This window comes from Janthinobacterium goodfellowi, assembly GCF_051380695.1.
GTDB lineage: Bacteria > Pseudomonadota > Gammaproteobacteria > Burkholderiales > Burkholderiaceae_D > Janthinobacterium.
In genome coordinates this window covers 1,167,109-1,182,842 of the sequence record NZ_JBNYXN010000001.1, presented here as the reverse complement: position 1 = coordinate 1,182,842, position 15,734 = coordinate 1,167,109, and the positions used below count along the sequence as shown (strand labels likewise).

The 15,734-nt window shown below is 66.1% G+C and carries 11 protein-coding genes; 4 read left to right on the top strand and 7 right to left on the bottom strand.

Translation table 11 applies throughout. The features are described from left to right. Positions 1-97: 97 nt before the first annotated feature. The 3 genes from ACQ4WQ_RS05325 (at position 98) to ACQ4WQ_RS05315 (ending at position 2,888) form a co-directional block, all read left to right on the top strand. On the top strand, positions 98-976 hold the full coding sequence (locus ACQ4WQ_RS05325) for a LysR family transcriptional regulator (RefSeq protein WP_326456286.1): 879 nt from the start codon (positions 98-100) through the stop codon (positions 974-976). 408 nt (positions 977-1,384) lie between these two features. Beyond that, positions 1,385-1,885, top strand: a complete 501-nt coding sequence (locus tag ACQ4WQ_RS05320; RefSeq protein WP_326456285.1) for a MarR family winged helix-turn-helix transcriptional regulator — start codon at positions 1,385-1,387, stop codon at positions 1,883-1,885. Between the two features lie 85 nt (positions 1,886-1,970). Continuing rightward, a complete protein-coding gene (locus ACQ4WQ_RS05315; protein ID WP_326456284.1) occupies positions 1,971-2,888 on the top strand; it encodes a pyridoxal-phosphate dependent enzyme in 918 nt (305 codons plus the stop codon). Between the two features lie 3 nt (positions 2,889-2,891). Here the strand turns inward: ACQ4WQ_RS05315 and ACQ4WQ_RS05310 are convergent, their stop codons facing one another. The 7 genes from ACQ4WQ_RS05310 to ACQ4WQ_RS05280 form a co-directional block, all read right to left on the bottom strand. Further along, the gene (locus ACQ4WQ_RS05310) at positions 2,892-4,892 is read right to left on the bottom strand and encodes a diguanylate cyclase domain-containing protein (RefSeq protein ID WP_436495166.1); all 2,001 of its coding nucleotides are present in this window, start codon (positions 4,890-4,892) and stop codon (positions 2,892-2,894) included. Beyond that, positions 4,892-5,422 (bottom strand): adenylyl-sulfate kinase, encoded by a 531-nt coding sequence (gene cysC / locus ACQ4WQ_RS05305; RefSeq protein ID WP_436495164.1) that lies wholly within the window; start codon positions 5,420-5,422, stop codon positions 4,892-4,894. The genes ACQ4WQ_RS05310 and cysC overlap by 1 nt, the downstream gene beginning before the upstream one ends. Before the next feature lie 63 nt (positions 5,423-5,485). After that, a complete protein-coding gene (locus tag ACQ4WQ_RS05300) occupies positions 5,486-8,155 on the bottom strand; it encodes a molybdopterin-dependent oxidoreductase (RefSeq protein WP_436495162.1) in 2,670 nt (889 codons plus the stop codon). A gap of 11 nt (positions 8,156-8,166) precedes the next feature. Continuing rightward, entirely contained in the window at positions 8,167-9,393 is a 1,227-nt protein-coding gene (locus tag ACQ4WQ_RS05295; protein WP_436495160.1) for an NAD(P)/FAD-dependent oxidoreductase, read from the bottom strand. Further along, complete coding sequence (nirD, locus tag ACQ4WQ_RS05290) at positions 9,390-9,752, bottom strand: nitrite reductase small subunit NirD (protein ID WP_436495158.1); 363 nt, start codon at positions 9,750-9,752, stop codon at positions 9,390-9,392. Before nirD ends, ACQ4WQ_RS05295 begins: the two co-directional genes overlap by 4 nt. 3 nt (positions 9,753-9,755) lie before the next feature. Beyond that, positions 9,756-12,308: a nitrite reductase large subunit NirB gene (gene nirB, locus ACQ4WQ_RS05285; protein ID WP_436495156.1), complete on the bottom strand. Its 2,553-nt coding sequence runs from the start codon at positions 12,306-12,308 to the stop codon at positions 9,756-9,758. Between the two features lie 10 nt (positions 12,309-12,318). Next, positions 12,319-13,611: an MFS transporter gene (locus ACQ4WQ_RS05280; RefSeq protein WP_436495154.1), complete on the bottom strand. Its 1,293-nt coding sequence runs from the start codon at positions 13,609-13,611 to the stop codon at positions 12,319-12,321. A gap of 335 nt (positions 13,612-13,946) precedes the next feature. Here ACQ4WQ_RS05280 and ACQ4WQ_RS05275 point away from each other — a divergent pair, with 335 nt between their 5' ends. Beyond that, entirely contained in the window at positions 13,947-15,656 is a 1,710-nt protein-coding gene (locus ACQ4WQ_RS05275; RefSeq protein WP_436495152.1) for a CehA/McbA family metallohydrolase, read from the top strand. The last annotated feature ends 78 nt before the right edge of the window (positions 15,657-15,734 follow it).

The window sequence follows — 15,734 nt, the reverse complement described above, 5'->3', positions numbered from 1 at the left end:
GGTGGCCGCGCGCTGGCGGGACAAACAGCAGTGTCATTTAAAATCAATAATAGATAAACTATGGTTTGATTCAATGATTTGACACCAGGGATTGCCAATGGATTTGCTCGACAGCATGAAGGTGTATGTATTGGCCGTGGAAAAAGGCAGCTTGAGCGCTGCCGCGGCCGCCTGCGGAATCTCCGCGACGATGGCCGGCAACCACCTGCGGACGCTGGAAAAGCGCCTGGGCATGCAGTTGCTCCAGCGCACTACCCGGCGCCAGCACTTGACGGCCTTCGGCGAGGATTACTATGCGCGCTGCAAGGAAATCCTCAGGCTGGTGGCCGAAACCGATGTCCAGGCGCAAAACCTGCAACTGGCGCCCGCCGGCAAGCTGCGCATCACGGCGCCCCTCACCTTCGGCGCGGAAGCGCTGATGCCCGCCATGGCCGCGTACCTGGAGCGCTATCCCGATGTGAGCATCGATGTATCGCTGAGCGACCGCGTGGTCGACCTGGTGGAGGAAGGTTTCGAGGCCGCCATCCGCATCGGCCAGTTGCCCGATTCGTCGCTGATCGCCAGGCCGCTGGCCCCCTACCGGCTGATGATCTGCGCCTCGCCCGACTATCTGGCGCGCAGGGGAACGCCGCGCCTGCCGGCCGAGCTGAGCCAGCATGAATGCCTGTCCTTCTCGCCCGCCGCACTGGCGCACTGGCGCCTGACAGGCCAGGACGGCGTCTGCAGCGTGCCCGTCTCGGGCCGCCTGCAAGTCAACCACGGCCAGGCGCTGCGCGTTGCCGCATTGCATGGCATGGGCATCGTGCTGCAACCGGCCTTCCTGCTGGAAACGGACGTGCGGGCGGGCCGCCTGGTCCAGCTGTTTCCCACGCATGCGTTGCCCAGCCGCCCCTTGCACGTGGTCTACCTGCCGGACCGCTATCGCTCGCCCAAGTTGCGCAGCTTCGTCGATTTTCTCGTGGAACGGTTCAGCTAAGAGCCTATCCCAGTAGGGAGCGTCTTTTGCAAGCAGCACATCAGGAGCGCTTGCAAGAGATGTATTCATCTACTGGGATAGGCTCCAAGTAGCGCCGGCAACACAGCTGTGCCTTTCGACACTGATCGCCATTGAAATATTTATCAATTCGGCAAAATTCATGTTACCATTGATGCAACATGAGTTATTTTTTTAATCTTCCTCTCTAGCAATACGATTATTTGCTTGATATTGCTTTTTATCCATATAGAGCAAGAAAAAAGGAAAAACTTTTTGCCGGTAAGTGATTTCCTGTGAAAACAGTGTTAGAAATACCTCAAGCACGACGATAGTTCCCCAACAAACCACTCGACAGCAAGCGTGAAGGCCTTAACCATGCCGGCAACGCCGCCCAGTGAAGGAAGAGAAATGAGCCATAATTTTGAATCGGCCGCCACGCAAGCCGCCCATCCCAACAGCGCCCCCGTCAGCGAGCTGGAAGCCCATCTCGGTTACTGGCTGCGTTTCGTTTCCAACCATGTTTCCCACAGCTTCCAGAAAAAAGCCGAAGCCAATGGCGTGACGGTGTCCGAATGGGTGGTGCTGCGCGAAATGTTCCGCCTGGGCTGCACCTCGCCCACGGTGCTGGCGCAAGTGTCCGGCATGAGCAAGGGCGCCGTGTCGAAACTGATCGACCGCCTGGAAAGCAAGGGTATGGTCAGCAAATCCATCCTGCTGGCCGACCGCCGCCAGCATTCGATCGAACTGACCACGGAAGGCGAGGCGCTGGTGCCCGTGCTGGCCGAGATGGCCGACCAGAACGACGAGGAATTCTTCGGAAAGCTGCCGCGCCAACTGCGCGACGACCTGCTCGAGGCGATGAAGGAAGTGGCGCGCACGCATCAGCTCAAGAGCGCGCCGCTGAACTAGCTGCCGCCATATTCCGGGCAAGGGTGACACGGTGGCGCGGGCGCTTCGGCTATGATGCTGGCCTGACTGTTTACCAGGAACACGCATGGCCCTGCACATCGAAACTCCCTTGCTCAACTCGCGCGCCCTGAGCCTGCACAGCGAACGCGCCATCTGGCTCAAGCTCGAAGCCTTGCAGCCGCCCGGCTCCTTCAAGATCCGCGGCATCGGCCTCGCCTGCGAAGAATACGCGCGGCGCGGCGCCAGCCGCTTCATCTCCTCTTCCGGCGGCAATGCCGGCATCGCCGTCGCCTATGCGGGACGCCAGCTGGGCATCCCCGTCATCGTCGTCGTGCCGGAAACGACGAGCGAACGGGCCAAGGCCCTGATCGCCCAGGAAGGCGCCGAAGTCATTGTGCACGGCGCCGCCTGGCAAGAAGCCAACGCACTGGCGCAATCGATGCTCACGCCGCAAGACGCCTTTCTGCACCCGTTCGACGACCCGCTGCTGTGGCAGGGCCATGCGGGCATGATCGATGAAGTGGCCCGCGCGGGCCTGAAACCGGACGCCGTCGTGCTGTCGGTGGGCGGCGGCGGCCTGTTGGCCGGCGTGGCCGAGGGCTTGCAGCGCAACGGCTGGGATGACGTGGCCCTGGTGGCCGTGGAAACCGAAGGCGCCGCTTCGCTGGCGGCCGCCGTGGCCGCGCGCGAACACGTGGCCCTGCCCGCCGTGAGCAGCATCGCCACCTCGCTGGCCGCGCGCCAGGTCTGCGCGCAGGCATACGCCATTAGCCAGACGCGCCTGCTGCACAGCGTGGTGGTATCGGACCGTGCCGCCGTCGACGCCTGCCAGCGCTTCATCACCGACCAGCGCCTGGTGGTGGAACCGGCCTGCGGCGCGGCGCTGGCGGCCGTCTACGGCAAGGCGCCGGAACTGGCGCCCTACCGCAATGTGCTCGTCATCGTCTGCGGCGGCGTCACGGCCACCACGCAGCAGCTCGACCACTGGAGCGCCACCCTGTAATCGCTACGGCGCCGCCTCGCGCAGCGCCACGCCATCGCGGCCCTGTCCCTTGGCGGCGTACAGGGCCTGGTCGGCCAGGTCCAGCAGCTGCGCCGGCGTCAGCGCACCTTCGCGGAAGATGGCCATGCCGACGCTGGTCGTCACCTGCAGCGGGCCGCCGGCCAGCGCAAACGGCTGGCGGATGGCCTCGACGATCTTGGCGCCGACCTGGCGCACTTCGGCCGCGCCGTTCACGCCTTCGAGAATGATCACGAATTCGTCGCCGGCCAGGCGCGCCACCAGGTCGCTGGCGCGTACACTGCGCACCAGGCGCGCGGCGAACTCCTTGAGCACCTCGTCGCCCGCCTTGTGCCCCAGGCTGTCGTTGATGGCCTTGAAACGGTCGATATCGAGATACGCCAGCGCCATCGGCGCACGCGCGGCCCGCGTGCGCTGCATGCTCAATTCCAGCTGCTCGTCGAAGCGGCGCCGGTTGGCGATGCCCGTCAGGATATCCGTGGCGGCGGCGAACTGCAGCGCCGTATGCACGGCCCTGGTCTTGGTGATTTCGTGGATCAGGCCATACACGCCTTCCACCGCGCCGCTCTCGCCCACATCAGGCACGTAACTGGTCTGGAAGGCGCGCTGGCCAGCGTCTCCGTCGCCGCCAATGGTGAATTCATAGTCGACCTCCTCGCCCGCGAAGGCGCGCCGCAGGTATTGCTCGCGCAGCTGGTAGGCTTCCTCGCCCAGCACCTCGCGCATCGACTGCATCATGCTTTCCTGCTGCGACCTGCCGAACCATTTTTCAAACGTCGCATTGATGAACTGGTAGCGGTGCTCGCGGTCGATGTAGACGATCACCACGGGCACGTGGTCCGTCAGCAGTTTCAGGCGCCGCTCGCTGTCGCGCGTCTGCGCCTCGGCGATTTCGCGCTCGGCCACCAGCGAGTAAAAATCGCGGCTCAAGTCGCCGATCTCGTCGCGCCGCCCGATCTGCAGCGCCTCGATGCCCAGGCGCTGGCGGCGGATTTCATGCACATGGCGGCGCAGCCGCTCCAAAGGCTGCAGCAGGCGCAGCACCACGCGCCAGCCGGCCAGGCCCGCCAGCGCCGCCAGCAGCACGGCGGCCAGCAGGATCTTGCTGCGGATGGCGTGCAGCGGCGCGAACGCGTCGCGCATGGGATACACGGACGCCAGTATCCAGCCCGTCGAGGCGATGCGGTGGTAGGCAAACAGCGCATCGACGCCCTGCGTGGTGGTGCCCGTCAGCCAGCCCTCGAACCCCTGCAAGGCGCGCCGCGTGGGCACGCTGATGGGGCCATGCGCCTCGATATGCTGCATGATGCGCGACTTGTCGGGATGCTCGACGATGATGCCTTCGCCGGTCATGATGTACAGGTAGCCGCCCGTGCCCGGCTTGAGGGCGCCCAGGCGGCCCAGGAAATCGGGCTGGCGCAGGTTGACGCTGGCCGCCAGCACATAGCGCATGGCGCCCTGCGCGTCGAACACGGGCTGCGTCACCACCACCAGGGGCATGCCGGAAATGCTGCCGTTGAGCGGCGCCGAGATCACGGAACGCCGGTTCGCCAGCGTCTGTTCAAAGTAAGGACGCCCCTTCACGTTCAGCCCCGCCTGCGGCTTGAAGGGACCCACGCTGGCCAGCACGGCTCCGTCGATGCCCAGCACGCCGGCCGTATAGAATTCCTTGCCCAGCACCGTTTGCGCGGCCAGGAAACGCTGCAGGCTGGCACCGTCGTGCGCGCCGCTGGCCGCCAGGCTGTCGGCGATGGCGCGCAGCACATTGCGCTTCGCGTCGAGCTCTTCATCGATGAAGACGGCGGCGCTGGCCAGCGACACGTACTGCTGGCGTCCCGTCACGTCGCGCATGCCGCGCTCGGCCACGGACAGGGTGGCCAGCGCCAGCGAAGCCACGGCAGCGAGCACGAGCAGGAAGACGACCACGCTCATGCGCGCCTTCAGGCTGGCCGGCAGGCGCCGGCGCAGCCGATTTCGCCAGTTCATCACTGGCGCAGCTGCAAAAGCCGGCAAATGCGCGCAACCGACTCGTCCAGCGCCACGGTGCCCGTGTCCAGGGTCAGCGCGGCCGCCAGCGGCGCTTCATAGGGCGCGGAAATGCCTGTGAATTGCGTCAGCTGCCCTGCCCGCGCCTTTTCATACAGGCCCTTCGGGTCGCGTGCCTCGCACACGGCCAGCGGCGTGCTGACGTGGACCTCAATGAAATGCGCCGCGCCGATGATGGCAGAGGCCATGGCCCGGTCTGCGCGGTAGGGAGAAATGAAGGCGGCGATGACGGTCAAGCCCGCCCCGTTCATCAGGCGCGCCACTTCGGCCACGCGGCGGATATTTTCATGCCGGTCTTCGGGCGTAAAACCCAGGTCGCGGTTCAAGCCATGGCGCAGCTGGTCGCCGTCGAGCACCGCCACGGCGCGGCCCTGCGCCTTGAGCCGGTGCGCCAGCGCGTCGGCGATGCTGGACTTGCCGGCGCCGCTCAAGCCCGTCAGCCAGACCGTGTCGTATTGTCCTGCCGTCATCACATTGCCTCCCTTCTTGTAGAGCTGGCAATATAACAAAGCCGCGCAGGAAAGGACAGATTATCAGGCCGCGCTGCGCGCCTCAAGCAGCAACTGTCGTATCTCCGGCACGCAGGAGCCGCAATTGCCGCCCGCCTTGACGCAGGCCGTCACCTGCGCCGTCGTCGTCAGCTTCTGCTCCACGATGGCCGCGCAAATGGTGTTGCGCCCCACGCCATAGCACGAGCACACGGTGGGCCCCGCATCGACGCCCTTGCCGATGGGCTGGCCCAGCAGCACGCCGGCGCGATCAGGCGCATCCATTTGCGCGTGCGCAAACAGGCTGGCCAGCCAGCTGCGCGACGGCAGGTCGGGACGGGGCGAGACATACACGCATTGCGCGATGCGCCCCTCGTCCAGGTGCACGGCGCGGTACACGCCGGCGCTGGCGTCCGCGTAATCGAGCCAGTCGGCATCGCGATCTGTCACGCCGAGCAGCGCGCGCGCCCAGGCGCCCAGGTCGGCGATGCGCTGGCGGCCCGCCAGTTCGTAACGCAGGAATTGCTCGCCCTGCACGCGCGTCCAGTGCGCCACGCCGTCCAGGGCCAAGGGCGTGCGGCTCAGGACAAACGCATGCCACTGCACGCGGAATTGCTCGATGCGCACAGGCGTGTGCTTGAATTCCGGCTCGCCCGAGACAGGGTCGACGACCGGATTGACGACGGCGCCCACGCGCGCGTCGGACGCATTCGCGTCGCTCCAGTGGATGGGCACGAAGACCTGGCCGCGCGCGATGCCGCCGCCATGCACGACGCGGGCCACCATCGCGCCCCAGGCGCTGGAAATGCGCGCCAGCTCGCCCTCGCGCACGCTGTACAGCAGCGCATCCTGCGGGTGGATGTCGATGAACGCTTCGGCGACGTGGCCCGACAATTTGGCCGCCTTGCCCGTGCGCGTCATCGTATGCCACTGGTCGCGCACCCGGCCCGTGTTCAGGATCAGCGGATAATCCTCGTCGGGCATGTTGCGCGGCGCGCGCGGCGCCGTCGGCACGAAGCGCGCACGCCCGTCCGCATGCGCGAAGCGGCCGTCGCCGAACAGCCGCGCCCGGCCCTGCGGCCACTGCTGCGGCGCCAGGGCGTCGTACTGCGCGGCGCCCATCGCCACCAGGTGCGACAGGTTGAACAGCCGCGCCGTTTCCGCCCCGTTGCGAAAGGCGGACAGGCGCGCGTGTTCATCAAAAATCGTTTGCGGCGTGCTGAAGTCGAAGCCGGCAAAACCCATGCGGCGCGCCACGTCGCACAGCACGTCCCAGTCGGCGCGCGCCTCGCCTGGCGCCGGCAAGAAGGCGCGCTGGCGGGAGATGCGGCGCTCGGAATTGGTCACTGTGCCATCCTTCTCGCCCCAGCCCAGGGCCGGCAGCAGCACATCGGCATGGGCATTCGTGTCCGACTGCGCGCTGATGTCCGACACCACCACCAGCTCGCACTTGCCCAGCGCGCGGCGCACCTGATCGGCGTCCGGCATGCTGACCAGCGGATTGGTGGCGATGATCCACACGGCTTTGACCTTGCCCGCCTCGATCGCGTGGAACAGGTCCACCGCCTTCAAGCCCGGTTTGGCGGCGATGCGCGGCGAGTTCCAGAAGGTTTGCACGGTGTCGCGGTGCAGCGGGTTGTCGAGATCGAGATGCGCCGCCAGCATGTTGGCCAGGCCGCCCACTTCCCGCCCGCCCATGGCGTTCGGCTGGCCCGTGAGCGAAAACGGTCCCATGCCGGGCTGGCCGATGCGCCCCGTCGCCAGGTGGCAGTTGATGATGCTGTTGACCTTGTCCGTGCCGGAGGACGACTGGTTCACGCCCTGCGAAAAGGCCGTGACGACCTTGCGCGTGGCGGCAAACGCCTGGTAAAACGCCAGCAGGGCTTGCGGGTCGACCTTGCAGATGCGCGCCACCTGCAGCGGGTCGCCGCAGTCCACGTGGGCGGCCGCCAGCGTCTCATCGAGGCCGCGGCTGTGGCGCGTGACAAAATCGCCGGCGATCGCGCCCTCCTTCGCCAGGTAGCACAGCAAGCCGTTGAACAGCCACACGTCGGTGCCCGGTTTCACGGGCAGGTGCAGGTCGGCCAGCTCGCAGGTGGCCGTGCGGCGCGGGTCGATCACCACCAGTTTTACCTCCGGCCGGGTTTCGCGGATGCGGGCAATGCGCTGGAATAAAATCGGGTGGCACCAGGCCGTGTTCGAGCCCACCAGCACGACCATGTCGGCCAGCTCCAGGTCTTCATAGCAGCCGGGCACGATATCTTCGCCGAACGCGCGCTTGTGGCCGGCGACGGCCGACGACATGCACAGGCGCGAATTGGTGTCGATGTTCGCGCTGCCCACGTAGCCCTTCATGAATTTATTCGCGATGTAATAGTCTTCCGTCAGCAGCTGGCCCGAGACATACAGTGCCACGGCGTCGGAGCCGTGCTCGTCGATGATGGCGCGCAGGCCGCCGGCCACCTGGTCCAGCGCGGCATCCCAGGAAGCGCGCCGCAGCACGCCATCGGTGCGCACCTGCGGGGACAACAGGCGCTGGTCGAGGTCCAGGGTGTCGCCCAGCGCCGAGCCTTTCACGCACAGCTTGCCCAGGTTGGCCGGATGCGTTGTATCGCCGGCGATGCGGATGGCCCCGTCGGGCAGGCGTGTCGCTTCCACGCCGCAGCCGACGCCGCAGTACGGGCAAGTGGTTTTTACGGGCGGGCAACTGGTCATGGAATGTCCTGTCAGGCGGCCTGGGCGCACAGCGCCTGACCAAACAATAAATGGGCGCGCAGCTGGCTGATGTCGCGGCGCTGCTGGATCAGGTCGAAGTACCAGGGACCGTCCTGCACGTCGCCATACAGCACGGCGCCGGCCAGGCGGCTGCCCTGCACCACGAGGCGCTTGTAGACGCCGCGCCTCGGATCGCGCAGCACCAGGTCTTCGCTGCCCTCGCCGCCGAGGATGTCGCCGGCCGAATACAGGTCGATGCCCGTCACTTTCAATTTGGTGGCGCTGGCTTGCTGCACGTAGCGGCGGTGCCCGGCGCCGGCCAGGTGCGCGCCGCACACGCGCGCCTGCTCCCAGATGGGAGCCACCAGGCCGAAGGTGGCGCGCCGGTGCTGCACGCATTCGCCCACGGCGTACACGCGCGGGTCGTAGCTTTGCAGGCAGTCGTCGACGACGATGGCCCGTTCGCAGTGCAGGCCAGCCGCTTGCGCCAGCGCGATATTCGGGCGCACGCCGGCCGTCATTACCACCAGGTCGGCGGGGATCGACGTACCATCGGCAAAGCGGACTGCCTGCACGCGGTCGGTGCCGAGGATTTCCGCCGTTTGCGCCTGCATCAAAAACCGCAGGCCGCGCGCTTCCAGCGCCGATTTCAGCAGCATCGATGCGGGCGCGTCGAGCTGCTGGTTCATCAGGGCGCCGCTCATGTGCACCACGGTCACATCCATGCCCTGGCGCTGCAGGCCGTTGGCCGCTTCCAGCCCCAGCAAGCCGCCGCCGATGACGACCGCGTGGCGGTGCTGGCGCGCCGCCCGCAGCATGGTGTCGACATCGTCGATGTCGCGAAAACCGATCACGCCGGGCAGCGCATGGCCCGGCACGGGCACGATGAAGGGCGTGGAACCGGTGGCCAGCAGCAGGCGGTCATAGCGCATCTCGATGCCCGACAGCGCCTGCACCGTGCGCGCCTGGCGGTCGATGCCCACCACGGGGTCGCCCGCGTGCAAGGTGATGCCGTTTTGGGCATACCAGTCGCGCGTGTGCAGCATGATGTCGTCCACCGTCTTTTCGCCGGCCAGCACGGGAGACAGCAGGATGCGGTTGTAATTGCCGTGCGGTTCGGCGCCGAACACGGTGATGTCGTACAGGTCCGGCGCGAGTTTCAGCAATTCCTCGACCGTGCGCATGCCGGCCATGCCATTGCCGACCACGACTAAAGACGGCCGTGCGGCGGTGTTCATATGGCCACCCACACCATGCCGCCGAACACGCGCGCGGGCCAGGCGGAGACGGAATGCTCGGGCGCTTCGATGCACTCGCCGCTGGCCAGGTCGAAGTGCTGCTTGTAGATGGGCGACGCCACCACGACGCGCTCGCCGATGCTGCCCACCAGCCCGCGCGAGAGCACAGAAGCACCCGCGTTCGGGTCGACATTGTCGATGGCGTACACGCGCGGCGCGGCATCGCCGATACGGAATACGGCCACGTGCCGGCCGCCCAGCAGCGCGCACACGCCCGTGTCGGGCACGATGTCGGCCAGGGGGCAGATCGCCGTCCAGTTGTCGGCGCTGGCGCTGTTCAATTCATTCATCGCATTCATGGCTCACGCCTCCACGGCAAGGATGGGGATCACGGTGCTGCGCCGTTCATCTGGCGTGGCGGGCCGGATCTGGCCCCGCTCCTCGACGAACACGACGTTCTCATCGTTCTTCCCGCTGTTGACGAAATGGCGGAAACGCTGGCGCACGGCGGGATTCGAGACGGCTTCCTTCCACTCGCAGGCATAGGTGTCGACCACGTGCTGCATGTCCGCTTCCAGCTCGGCGCCCAGGCCCAGGCTGTCGTCGATGATGACGCGCTTGAGGTAATCGAGCCCGCCTTCCAGGTTGTCGCGCCACACGCTGGTGCGCTGCAGGCGGTCGGCCGTGCGCACGTAGAACATCAGGAAGCGGTCGACATAGCGCACCAGGGTCGCTTCATCGAGGTCGGATGCCAGCAATTCCGCGTGGCGCGGCTTCATGCCGCCGTTGCCGCACACGTACAGATTCCAGCCCTTTTCCGTGGCGATCAGACCGATGTCCTTGCCCTGCGCCTCGGCGCATTCGCGCGTGCAGCCGGAGACGCCGAACTTGATCTTGTGCGGCGTGCGCAAGCCCTTGTAGCGGTTTTCCAGTTGAATGGCGAAACCCACGCTGTCGGCCACGCCGTAGCGGCACCAGGTGGAGCCGACGCACGATTTCACGGTGCGCAAGGATTTGCCGTAGGCGTGGCCCGACTCGAAGCCGGCCGCGATCAGCTCTTCCCAGATGGCCGGCAACTGGTCCACGCGCGCGCCGAACAGGTCGACCCGCTGTCCGCCCGTGATCTTCGTATAGAGACCGTATTTTTTCGCCACCATGCCCACGGCGATCAGGCCGTCGGCCGTCACCTCGCCGCCCGGCATGCGGGGCACGACGGAATACGTGCCATCCTTCTGGATATTACCGAGAAAATAATCGTTACTGTCCTGCAGGCTGGCGTGCACGGGCGACAGCACGAAATCGTTCCAGCAAGACGCCAGGATATTCGCCGCCACGGGCTTGCACACGTCGCAGCCCAGGCCCTGTCCATGCGCGGACAGCAGTTCGCCGAAGCTGCGGATCTTGCCCACGCGGACCAGGTGGTGCAATTCCTGGCGCGAGTAGGCAAAATGTTCGCACACGTGGTTGTTCACCATCAGGCCCTGCTTCTGCATTTCCGCCTTCATGATCTGCGTCACCAGGGGCACGCAGCCGCCGCAGGCCGTGCCGGCTTTCGTGCAGGATTTTAATGCGCCGATGGTGGTGGCGCCATCGGCGACGGCCGCGCACAACGCGCCTTTCGACACGTCGTTGCACGAGCAGATTTGCGCCGCATCGGGCAAGGCGTCCACGCCCATGCCGACTTTTTGCTGGCCGTCGGCCTGCGGCAGGATGAGGAATTCAGGGAACTCGGGCAGCTCGATTTTATTGAGCATCATCTGCAGCAGGGTGCCGTATTCGCTGGCGTCGCCCACCATCACGCCTCCCAAGAGATACTTGCCGCAATCGGAAACGACGATCTTCTTGTAGATCTGCTTGCGCTCGTCCATGAACTGGTAGGAGCGGCTGCCCGGTGCATTGCCGTGCGGGTCGCCCAGGCTGGCCACGTCCACGCCCATCAGTTTGAGCTTGGTGCTCATGTCGGCGCCCTTGAACGAGGCTTCACCCTCCTCCTGCAACAGGTGGCGGGCAGCGATGCGGGCCATCTCGTAGCCGGGCGCCACCAGGCCGAAGACCAGGCCGCCCCACAGCGCGCATTCGCCGATGGCATAGATGTCCGGGTCGGAGGTGAGGCAGCTGTCGTCGATGGCGATGCCGCCGCGCGGCCCCACGTCCAGGCCGCAGGCGCGCGCCAGTTCGTCGCGCGGGCGGATGCCGGCCGAGAAGACGATCATGTCCGCTTCCAGGTGGCTGCCGTCGGCGAACTGCATGCGGTGCGTGGCAGATTCGCCGTCAACGATGGCCAGCGTATTCTTTTGCGTGTGCACGGTCACGCCCAGTTCCTCGATCTTGCGGCGCAGGACGCGCGCGCCGCCCTCGTCCACCTGCACGGCCATCAGGCGCGGCGCGAATTCCACCACGTGGGTGTCGAGCTTCAGGTCGCGCAAGGCTTTCGCGCATTCGAGGCCCAGCAAGCCGCCGCCGATGACCACGCCCGTTTTGGAGGTGGCACCCCAGGCCAGCATGGCTTCCAGGTCTTCGATGGTGCGGTAGACGAAGCAGCCATCGCGCTCCTTGCCAGGCAGCGGCGGCACGAACGGCGTCGAGCCGGTGGCGAATACGAGTTTGTCATAGGCCAGCACTTCACCCGTGCTGGCCGTGACGGTCTTCGCCGCGCGGTCGATGGACACGGCGCGCGCATTGAGCTTCAGCACGACGTTGCCCTTGTCGAAAAAGCCGGGCGCCACCAGCGACAGGTCGTCGGCCGATTTGCCGCTGAAAAATTCGGACAGGTGCACCCGGTCGTAGGCGGGGCGCGGCTCTTCGCACAAGACCGTCACGGACAGGTGCGGCGCGTTGTCCAATGCCAGGCGTTCGAGGAATTTGTGCCCGACCATGCCATGGCCAAGGACGACGATGTTCAAGGGGTGGTTCATTGCGCTCTCCTCAGGCCGCGGCCATGGTCGGTTCGGCCGCCAGGCCCGTGAAACGGGCGGCGATGGCGCACAGGGCCGAGATCACCACCAGTGCGCTGAGGATGATCAAGGTCTGGCGGATGTCGCCCGTGCCCTTCATCAGGAAACCGGCCGCCACGGCACCCACGTTGCCGCCGGCGCCGATGATGCCGGCCACGCCGCCCAGCGCGCGGCTGTCGATGAAGGGCACCAGCGCGTAGGTGGCGCCGCACGCCATGTGGGTGAACAGGCCGAAGACCAGCATGGCGATGACGGCCCAGGTGACGCTGTCGACCTTGGCAAACCACAGCAGGCCCACGCCTTCGCCGATCATCAGCATGAACAGCAGGGTCACGCGGCTGTTCAGGTTGCCGCGCAGGGCCAGTTTGTCGGACAGCCAGCCGCCCAAAGCGCGGGCGAACAGGGCCAGCAGGCCGAAGCTGCCGGCGGCCAGGCCGGCCGATTTCAAGGACAGGCCGAAATGGTCGACGTAGTACACGGCGGCGATGTTGTGGATGAAGATTTCGATGCCGAAGCAGGCGCCGTAGGTGACGAACAGCAGCCACACGCGATAATTGCCGCTGGCAGCCTTGAAGCTGGCCCAGCCGCCCTTTTTTCCGTCGATGGCCACGCCGGCGGCGCGCAAATCCGAGTAATTACCTTCCGGGCAATCCTGCGTATAGCGCCAGTACAGGGCGGCCATGACCAGCATCAGCACGCCCGGCACCAGCAGCGCGATGCGCCAGCCCAGCGATTCGGACACGCCCAGCATCAGCACGGCACCGAGCAGCAGCGGCATCAGCGCCTGCGCCGCGCCGCCGCCCGCATTGCCCCAGCCGGCGGCGGCCGCATTCGCCGTGCCGACAACACGCGGAGCGAACATCACGGAGGTGTGATATTGCGTGATGACAAAGCTGGCGCCGACGGCGCCGATGCCCAGGCGGAAGAACAGGAAACTTTCGTAGCTTTGCGACGCGGCCACGCCCAGCACGGGAATGGCGCCCAGCAGCAGCAAGCCCGTGTAGGTCTTGCGGGGGCCGTAGCGGTCGCACAAGGGGCCCACGATCAGGCGCACGAGGATGGTGATGGCGACGGCGGCGATATTGATGTTCGCCACTTGCGCCAGGGACAGGCCGAACTCGCCCTTGATGACCGGCATCAGCGGCGCGCAGGCGAACCAGGCGAAGAAACACACGAAAAATGCCATCCACGTCAGGTGGAATGCGCGCATGGGCGGCGTGGCGAGGGAGAAGAGCGCGATGCTTGTTGCTTTTTGGCTGGCCATGATGGTTTCCCGAAGTATCCCGAAAATAACAAAGATGCAAACAAAAACGGCGCCCGCCCCCGCCGATGAAAAATCAGCCAGAGCGGACGCCGTTGTCCAGGTGGTCCCTCGTTGGACCGTTGTGCGTTGATTCAGGGGATCGCCGTTGATCCGTCCCTTTTGTTTAGCAAGCGCCGTGCCAGGCCCATCCCAGGGGGAAGTCTGCCTATTTGCACGGACTTTGCGCCAGGTCATGGCCAATGGCGGTGCAGGCACGCCTCTTCTTGGTGCGCAAAGGAACTCGAACGTGGCAATGATTATCTAATTATTATTGAGTTCATGAAGCGGAGGCCGGCATGGACGGGCAACTGCGGCAGCGGCGGCGCGGCATGGCGCGTGCGCTGGCATGCGTCTGCGTGGGTGCGCTCCTGATCGCCTGGAGTAACACTGCCGCAGCGCAAGATCGCTCTCCCGCACCGAGGGAGCACAGCGAACTGGACGCGACCGTCTTCGCACCGTTCCACGCGGCGCGCGGCGAGCGGGTCGCGCAGGCGCGCACATTCGTCGTGCGCCTCACGTATCCGGACGAAGGCCGCCCGCATGCCGTGCGCTGGACCTTGACCTTGTCCGGCCCCGGTCCGCAAGGCGCCGTGCTGCGGCGCTGGTCGGGCACGGAACAAGTCGATGCGGGCGGCAAGAGCGTGAACTTGCCCTGGGATGGCCGCGCCGATGCCGATGCGCGCGAACGGCGCATGCTGGCGCCGGACGGTTTGTACGAACTGCGCCTGCTGGCCGTGGCCGATGCCGGCACGCCGCACGAAGCGCAGGTGGAACAGCAATGGCAAATCGCGGTGCAACGGGGCGCCAGCACGGCACCCAGGGTGCCCACCTTCCAGGCCGGCTTGCAACAACTGCCCGGCCTGGAAGGCCAGCCCGGCTACCGCATCGTCTACGCCAACCTGCACAGCCAGACGCGCCACAGCGACGGCGGCGCCGCGCTCGACGCCTGCCATGGCGCGCAGGAGCCGCAAACGGCGCCGTTCGGCCCTATCGATGCCTATAAGTATGCGCAGGATCACGGCCTGGATGCCCTGCTGACGTCCGAGCACAACCATATGTATGACGGCTCGGACGGCACCAACAGCGCGGCCGTGCCAGCCGAAGCGAAGGCCCTGTATCAGACGGGGCTGGCCGAAGCGGCAGCCTATACAAACGCCCACCCGGGTTTCCTGGCCCTGTACGGCATGGAATGGGGCGTCATCAACAAGGGCGGCCACCTGAACATCTTCAATAGCGACCAATTGCTGGGCTGGGAAAGGAATGCCCAAGGCGAATTGCTGGCCGACCTGGAAACGCCGAAAAGCGACTACGCCGCCCTGTACGCGCTGATGCGCGAACGGGGCTGGATCGGCCAGTTCAACCACCCTGCCTATGCGGGCCAGTTTCTCGTCGAGGGCCAGCCGCTCGGCTACACGCCGGACGGCGACGCGGCCATGGTGCTGTGCGAAGTGATGAACACGTCCGCCTTTTCCACCAACGACCAGGAAACGGAAACGCGACGCAGCAATTACGAGGCGGCCTGCAACCGGGCCCTGGCGGCCGGCTACCACGTGGCCTTCAGCAGCAACCAGGACAACCACTGCGCCAACTGGGGCGCGGCCTACGGCAACCGCACGGCCGTGCTGGTGATCGCCGATGCGGCCAACGCACCGCTGTCGCGCGAGCAACTATTTGAGGCCCTGCGCGCGCGCCGCGTGTTTGCCACCATGGACAAGCACGCGCAGCTGCTGTTCACGGCGAATGGCAAGTTGATGGGCGAGCGTTTCGATAACCACGGCCCACTGCAGCTGGCCACCCATTTCAGCAACAGCGACGGGCGGCAGGCGGCGGCCGTCGCCATCTTCCACGGCGTGCCGGGCGGTAACGGCTCCGTCACGCAGGTATCGGACCAGGCCGAGCTCACCGTCACGCCCGCACCCGGCCCCCATTTCTATTACGCGCGCTTGACGCAGGACGACGGCAATATCGTCTGGTCGGCGCCTGTGTGGGTCAATCAGCTGCCGTGAACGCCGCGCATCAGGGCACGGCAACGGCACGGACTGGTACACCAAGTGCCGCAGATTCTACGGCCCGACTCTTTTCCA

What these genes read in the sequence shown, in the direction of transcription:
- ACQ4WQ_RS05320 (WP_326456285.1), top strand. Translation starts at nt 1,385, where the DNA reads ATGAGCCATAATTTTGAATCGGCCGCCACGCAAGCCGCCCATCCCAAC.
- ACQ4WQ_RS05310 (WP_436495166.1), bottom strand. Translation starts at nt 4,892, where the DNA reads ATGAACTGGCGAAATCGGCTGCGCCGGCGCCTGCCGGCCAGCCTGAAG.
- ACQ4WQ_RS05280 (WP_436495154.1), bottom strand. Translation starts at nt 13,611, where the DNA reads ATGGCCAGCCAAAAAGCAACAAGCATCGCGCTCTTCTCCCTCGCCACG.
- ACQ4WQ_RS05275 (WP_436495152.1), top strand. Translation starts at nt 13,947, where the DNA reads ATGGACGGGCAACTGCGGCAGCGGCGGCGCGGCATGGCGCGTGCGCTG.
- ACQ4WQ_RS05315 (WP_326456284.1), top strand. Translation starts at nt 1,971, where the DNA reads ATGGCCCTGCACATCGAAACTCCCTTGCTCAACTCGCGCGCCCTGAGC.
- ACQ4WQ_RS05300 (WP_436495162.1), bottom strand. Translation starts at nt 8,155, where the DNA reads ATGACCAGTTGCCCGCCCGTAAAAACCACTTGCCCGTACTGCGGCGTC.
- ACQ4WQ_RS05325 (WP_326456286.1), top strand. Translation starts at nt 98, where the DNA reads ATGGATTTGCTCGACAGCATGAAGGTGTATGTATTGGCCGTGGAAAAA.
- nirD (WP_436495158.1), bottom strand. Translation starts at nt 9,752, where the DNA reads ATGAATGCGATGAATGAATTGAACAGCGCCAGCGCCGACAACTGGACG.
- ACQ4WQ_RS05295 (WP_436495160.1), bottom strand. Translation starts at nt 9,393, where the DNA reads ATGAACACCGCCGCACGGCCGTCTTTAGTCGTGGTCGGCAATGGCATG.
- cysC (WP_436495164.1), bottom strand. Translation starts at nt 5,422, where the DNA reads ATGACGGCAGGACAATACGACACGGTCTGGCTGACGGGCTTGAGCGGC.
- nirB (WP_436495156.1), bottom strand. Translation starts at nt 12,308, where the DNA reads ATGAACCACCCCTTGAACATCGTCGTCCTTGGCCATGGCATGGTCGGG.